Annotated in this window: 5 protein-coding genes; all 5 read right to left on the bottom strand. The window is 73.9% G+C overall.

The features are described 5' to 3' along the window. The coding region (locus tag WD341_RS09885) for a hypothetical protein (RefSeq protein WP_368425281.1) at window positions 1-1,293 on the bottom strand (1,293 nt) is incomplete at its 3' end. After that, entirely contained in the window at window positions 1,290-2,171 is an 882-nt protein-coding gene (locus WD341_RS09880; protein ID WP_368425280.1) for a hypothetical protein, read from the bottom strand. The genes WD341_RS09885 and WD341_RS09880, both read right to left, overlap by 4 nt. After that, on the bottom strand, window positions 2,168-3,211 hold the full coding sequence (locus WD341_RS09875; protein ID WP_368425279.1) for an ABC transporter substrate-binding protein: 1,044 nt from the start codon (window positions 3,209-3,211) through the stop codon (window positions 2,168-2,170). The genes WD341_RS09880 and WD341_RS09875 overlap by 4 nt, the downstream gene beginning before the upstream one ends. Then, window positions 3,208-5,373, bottom strand: a complete 2,166-nt coding sequence (locus WD341_RS09870; protein WP_368425278.1) for an MFS transporter — start codon at window positions 5,371-5,373, stop codon at window positions 3,208-3,210. Before WD341_RS09870 ends, WD341_RS09875 begins: the two co-directional genes overlap by 4 nt. Window positions 5,374-5,377: 4 nt before the next feature. Further along, window positions 5,378-6,103 carry a hypothetical protein gene (locus WD341_RS09865; RefSeq protein ID WP_368425277.1) on the bottom strand — a complete coding sequence of 242 codons (726 nt, stop codon included), beginning with the start codon at window positions 6,101-6,103 and terminating at the stop codon, window positions 5,378-5,380. Window positions 6,104-6,113 lie beyond the last annotated feature (10 nt).

Raw genomic sequence — 6,113 nt, 5'->3', positions numbered from 1 at the left:
CCCGGTCGCCAGGCGCAGCGCCAACCAGGGGGGGGTAAGCCTCAGCTCCTGCTGCTGGGCGTAGCGGGCCGCCAGGCCGGCGAGCAGGCCGCCGGCCGCCGCCAGCGGCAGGGCCGGCGGCAGGTCAGGCGGCAGGTCGGGCAGCCCGAGTGCAGCCACGCCGGCGAGTGCGACCAGCAGCGGCGCGGTCGACAGGGCCAGCCCAACGGGCAGCAGCAGCAGGGCGACGAGGATGCCGCCCAGGCCGGCGGCACCGAGCCAGACCGCTTCCGCCAGGCCGGCCGAGGCCGAGACACCCACCGCCGCGGCCAGTCCCAGGACCAGGGCGGGGCGCAGGTCCGACGGCCGGGGGTCGCTGCGGCGCAGCAGGCGCGGCCCGGTGCCGGGGTCGGCGCCCAGCTCGCAGCGCTCGGCCAGGGCGGCGACCTGGGCCGCGACCGCCGGCTCGAAGACCGCGCGACGGACCTCGTCGGCATGGCCCAGGAAACGGCCCGCCCGCAGCGCCAGGCGGTGCATCAGCGCGTTGAAGCGGAACATGGCGGCACCCAGCTCGCCGCCGGCATGGCGGCCCGACAGCTCGAACTGCCCGCCCTCGGAGCGCGTCGCCGACTCGAGCAGGGCGCGCAGGCGCTCCAGCGGCTCCCGGTAGCCGGCGGCATAGGCGAAGCCCGCGAGCTCGAGCACCAGCAGCAGCACCAGCGCGGTCAACGGCAGGGTCCGACCGGCCTGGGCGTAGAGCCGCTCGCGCAGCTGCTTGTGCTGCACGCCGACATGGACGAAGCCCGCCGGAGTGCCGTTCTCGAGCGGCACGGTCACGACCGAGAAGCCGCCGACGGTGACGGCGTCGGCCGGCGCCACCGCGCGGCCGAGGGAGGTGTCGGCGGCGGTGCGGATCTGGGGGTCGGCGAGCAGCGGGTCCAGGCGTTCGCGGCCGATGCCACCGTAGTGGAGCCGCTCCAGCGCGGGTCCGGTGACGGCGACGAAACGGATGTCCGGGTCGTCCCGCGGGATCTCGGCGGTGTACTCCCACATGCCGCGGATCTCGGCGAGCGGGATGCCGAGCTCCAGGGCCAGCTGCAGGTCGCGCTGGACGCGCAGGGCGCGGCTCAGCGCCTTCTCGTCGAGCACGCTGTCGAACTGCGCTTCGGCGCGCTCGAGCGCGACCAGCACGGTGGCGGCGCCGCCGAGCAGCGCGGAGCCGACCGCAAGCAGGCCGAGCAGCAGCAGGCCGACCGGCAGGCTCCGGGACATCTTCGCGCGGGTCACGCCCTGGGCTCCGGCATCGGCGCTCACGCCGTCTCGTCGAGGCGGCGGACCTCGGCCTCGCGCTCGCCCAGGTCGGCGAGACGGGGGCCGAGCCAGGCCTCGAACCGGCGCAGCGCACCGGCGAGGGCCGGCCCGCGCTCTTTCGGCGAGACCGCCGGCAGCTCGGGGCGGGCCTCGCCGGTCGCCAGGTCCAGGGCGTCGAGACGCTGGCGCAGGCGCTGCAGGCGCGCCGTCGCCGGCAGCGGCAGCAGCACCAGCAGCAGGGCTGCTAGCAGGCCGCCGGCGAGCGTGATCGCCACCGCGCCGAGCGCAAGGGCCAGTGCGAAGCGCTCGCGCTGATCGGCCACGGCGGCCGTCGGCAGGGCCACGGTCACGGTGCCGAGCGACTCGCCGAACAGGCCGGTCATCGGCAGCCCGTAGGTGATCGCCACCGCGCCGACCTGCCGCCAGGGCGGCGCCCCGGGCAGCCCCCCGGCACCGGGCACCGCCGTCCCGGCCTTCTCCCCGATCTCGGCTTCGTTGGTCGAGAAGAGGATGCGGCCGCGGTCGTCGAGGACGCGGATGGCGGAGAGATCGGGGACCTGGCTGCGCTCGTCGGCCATGACCGCGAGCAGGCGGCGCTGCTGCTCCAGTGCTACGCCCGCCTGCAGCCCGTTCTCGACATGGCGGGCGACCTCGGTGGCGACTTCCGAGAGGCGCGAGTCGACCGTCGTGAGCAGGGCGCGCTCGAAGGCGGCATGGGAGGCCAGCGCCATCGCCGCCGCGCCGAGCGCGAGGCTGGCGACCGTGACGGCCAGCGCCAGGCCGCGCAGGCCGAGGCCGCCGGCGCGCGGCGCCGAGGCGGCGGCCGGCGCCGCGGGCGAGCCGGTCGGTGCGACGGGCCGGAGCGGGTCGGCGGAAGTCACGCCTCGATGAATTCCGCGATCGTCAGCATCGACATCGGCGGATAGAAGCCGAGCCGGTGCGCGGTCTGCATGTTGATCAGCAGGGAGAAGCGGTCGAGGCTCTCGATCGGGATCTCCGAGGGGCTCCTGCCGTCGACCAGGATCTGTTCGGCGAGGTAGCCGGTGAACTGGCCGACGTTGTAGTAGCGGCTGACCAGTCCGAGCAGGCCGTGGGAGTCGCGGATGAAGTTCTCGGCGCCGGCGAAGCTCGGCAGGCCGATCGCGGCCGCGCTGTCGGTCAGGAGGTCGCGGTTGACGTTGAGGAAGCTGTCGGGCGGGATGTAGAGCCATTCCGCGCCCTGGTCCTTGACCGCGCGGACCTTGTCCGGGATCGAGGCGGGGTCGGGCTTGCCCTCGGCGTCGAGCCCGACCGGCTCGGCGATCAGGCTGAAGCCGTCGCGCTCCGCGAGCGCCTGGACCTGATCGATGGTCAGGCGCGCGTTCGATTCCTGCGGGTTGTAGACCGCGCCCAGGGTCTCGAAGGCGCCGTAGGCGTGGATCGTGCGCAGCTGGGTCTCGACCGGCGCGATGTAGAGCGTCCCGGTCAGGTTGGCGCGCGGCGCGTCGAAGGCCTCGACGATGCCGGAGCCGACGGGGTCGCTGACGATCGTGAAGACCGAGGGGATGTCGGTGATCTGGGTCGCGGGGTCGGGGGCCCCGACCGTGCCGAAGGCGGTCAGCGCGGTGGTCGTGCCCCAGGTGTAGACCAGGTCCGGCCGGGTCTCGATCGCCTCCTGGACGATCTCGGCGACCTTGTCGCGGCTGGTGCCGGCGTCGCGCACGATCAGCTCGGTGCGCAGGCCGCGGCGGTCGAGGTAGTCCTTGAAGCCCTGGCTGGCATCCTCCCAGCCGCGCCAGGTGATCATGAAGATCCGGTAGGGCGGCTCGGCCGCGCGCGCCCGGCCGATCCCGGCGGCGGGCAGCAGCGCCCCGGCGGCGAGCCCGGCGAGCAGAGAGCGGCGCGTCGGCCGGAAGAGTCTGAGGTCGCCGGTCCCGGTCATGCCGTGGTGTCCCCGCTCGCCTGGCGGCCCGCGGGGCCGATCCGCATGGCCAAAGGATAGAACAGCATCGCCGTCACCACCGACAGTCCCCCGATCACCGCAATGGTCGCATTATAGCCGGTGGTCGCGATCATTGTCGCGGCCAGCAGCGGCCCGATCACGCTGCCGACGCGCTCGGACAGGCGCAGCAGGCTGACCAGGCTGGTTTCGCCGTAGAGCCGCGCCTCGGCCGGGCAGAGCACCGGCAACAGGGCCAGCATCGGCGCCGAGGCGATGCCCTGGGCGAGACCGAAGACGCCGACGGCGACCGCCATGCCGTCGCGCGGGTCGACCGTGGTCACGGCAATGAGCGCGATCCCCGTCAGCAGGCCGCCGAGCGCGACCAGGCTCGCGTAGCGGCCGCCGCGGTCGCCGAGCCAGGCGCCGATCTGGGTGCCGATCAGCATGAACACGCCGTAGAGCATGATGGTGCGGCCGATCGCCGGCTGGCTGACATCGAGCGAGTCCAGGAACAGCGGGGTCAGGTAGAACAGGAAGCCGGTCAGCGCGATCTTCGCCGGGATCGCGGCGAGCAGGATCAGGCCGGCGAAGCGCGGGTTGGCGAGCGCGCGCACGACCTCGCGCAGGCGCGCCTTGACCGGCGCCGTGTCGCGCCGCGGCTCGTGCATGTAGCTGGCCGCGACCAGGGCCGCGATCACCACCAGCGCGGTCGAGACGACGAAGGTCGCGCGGTAGCCCAGGCGGTCGGCCAGCACGGCGCCGATCGCGGAGCCGCAGATCACCGCCGTCGTGACCGCCGCGACGAAGACGGCCATGGCCCGGGCTCGCTGGCCTGGCTCGGCGGTCGCCGCCAGGTAGCCCTGCGCGGCGATGGTCACGACCGCGTAGCCGACGGCGGCCAGGCAGCGCCAGACCAGCAGGTCGTAGACGCTCAGCGCCGCCGCGGTGCCGGCATAGCCGATCGCCGCCGGCACCGCCCCCGCCAGAAACACGCGGCGGGCGCCGAAGCGCGCGACCCAGGTGCCGCCGAAGGGTGTCGCCAGGGCGACGAAGGCCATGAAGACGACGATCGGCAGGCCGATCACCACGTCCCGGGGCAGCGGCTCGGCGCCGAGGAAGGGCAGCAGCGCGCCGACCGGCAGGTAGAGCGTCTCGGCGTAGAGCGGCAGGAAGGAGCGCGAGAGCTCCTCGGCGAAGACGAAGATGAACAGCGGCAGGCGCGCGTCGACCCGGCTCGGGATCGTGCCGGCGGTCTCGTCGGCGAAGCCCAGGCGCACCGAGCGGCGCAGCCTCTCCAGTCGGACCGCGAGCTGCTCGGGAATCCGGCGCAGGCCGGAGATGCCCTGGTCGATGCGCCCGTAGGCCTGGCCGATCCGCCGGCTGAGCCCGTCGAGCTCGCCCATCAGGTGGCCGATCTCGTCGCGGCGCCCGCGGCTGCGCGGCCGCACCGTCCAGTCGCCGGCCGCGGCCTCGCGCACCGTGCGGTCGATCAGGCGCAGCGGCGTCAGGATGTTGCGGTCGACGACGAAGACCAGCAGCTCGAAGGTGATCAGCAGCGAGACGATCAGGACGATCAGCACGTCCCAGCGGATGTCGGCGATCTGGCGCTCGGCGTAGGCGCGGTCCATGCCGACCTGCAGGCGCGCGAAGGTGCGCCCCTCGTGCTGCAGGGGAAAGCTGGCGTTGCGCACGCGCTCGAGGTTGCCGACGTCGGAGGCCGCCTCGAGCGGCGCCAGGGCGCCCCCGGCGGCGGCGGCCTGCAGTTCCTCCAGGTGCGCGCCGGCGGCGTAGGCGACCGCGCCGTCGGGACCGGTAACCGCGATGTAGACGATCGCCGAATGGCGCTGCAGGTAGTCGGCCAGGAAGGCTTCGACGCCGCGCATCTCCTCGAAGGGGATGCCGAGCGCCTCGGCCCGCTCGATCTCCGAGGCGACGGTGCGCGCGACCAGCTCGGCGTCGCGGTCGAACTCTGGCACCAGCACCTGGTCGAGGGTCTGCCAGGCCTGCTGCGAGACCCAGAGGGCCGAGGCCAGCAGCACGGCCACGGCGGTCACCAGCAGGCCGTTGATGACGCGCCGCCAGGTCCGGTCGTCGATCAGCGCGGCCTCGCCGGCTTCCTGGCTGCCGGGCTTCGTCGGGTCGGTCTCGGGCGCCTGGGACATGAGGCTAGCTACCGCGGCGGGTCGTCTCGACCAGCCGCTCGACGTCGTGCAGCTCGGCCAGTGCGCGGTTCGCCGTCTCGTGGAAGCGCCCGGGGGCGGGGACGCCGGCGGGCGCCTCGGCGCCGCCGATCGAGGCGATGATCCTGGCCTGAAGCTGCAGGCGCCGCCGGACGCCGTGGAGCAGGACGACCGCGATCAGGCCGATGGCGGCGGTGCCGATCGCCGCGGCGCTCAGGACGGCGCTGCCGAGCGAGGCCAGCATGGTGTCGTTTCGTTGCTCGGCGTTGCGCGCGGAGACCCGGATCTCGACGCCGCCGACCGCGGCGCCGAAGGGATTGACCAGGCTGGTCGCGGCGATGCGGTCGCCCTCGACGACGCCCGCGACGGTCGATTCGAGCGCGAGCCGCTCCAGCAGGTCGGGGCGGGCGCGGCCGCTGTTGTAGAGCACGCGGCCCCGGTCGTCGAAGACGGCGATGGCCAGGATCTCGGGATAGCGGGCGCGCTGGCGCTCGACGACCTCCTGGGCGTTCTGGATCTGCTCGAGCGAGAGACCGAGGTCGAGGCTGGCCTCGAGCGTCGCCTTGAGGTCCTGGGCCAGGAAGGCGTAGCGGCTGTTGTCGAGGTTCTCGGTGACCTGGACGAACTTGGCGTAGTTGAGCCGCGCCGTGATCAGCACGGCGGTGAGCAGCACCAGGGCGATCAGCACCGCGAGACGCAGCGGCAGCGGCATCGCCCGGCCC

Origin of the sequence: Tistlia sp. (genome assembly GCF_040905785.1) — a bacterium.
Lineage (GTDB): Bacteria > Pseudomonadota > Alphaproteobacteria > Kiloniellales > DSM-21159 > Tistlia.
The sequence above is the reverse complement of the archived record's forward strand: the minus strand, read 5'-3'. Positions and strand labels throughout refer to the sequence as shown.

Excerpts from the sequence above, each read along its gene's own strand:
- WD341_RS09875 (WP_368425279.1), bottom strand. The coding sequence starts at position 3,211 with ATGACCGGGACCGGCGACCTCAGACTCTTCCGGCCGACGCGCCGCTCT.
- WD341_RS09870 (WP_368425278.1), bottom strand. The coding sequence starts at position 5,373 with ATGTCCCAGGCGCCCGAGACCGACCCGACGAAGCCCGGCAGCCAGGAA.
- WD341_RS09865 (WP_368425277.1), bottom strand. The coding sequence starts at position 6,103 with ATGCCGCTGCCGCTGCGTCTCGCGGTGCTGATCGCCCTGGTGCTGCTC.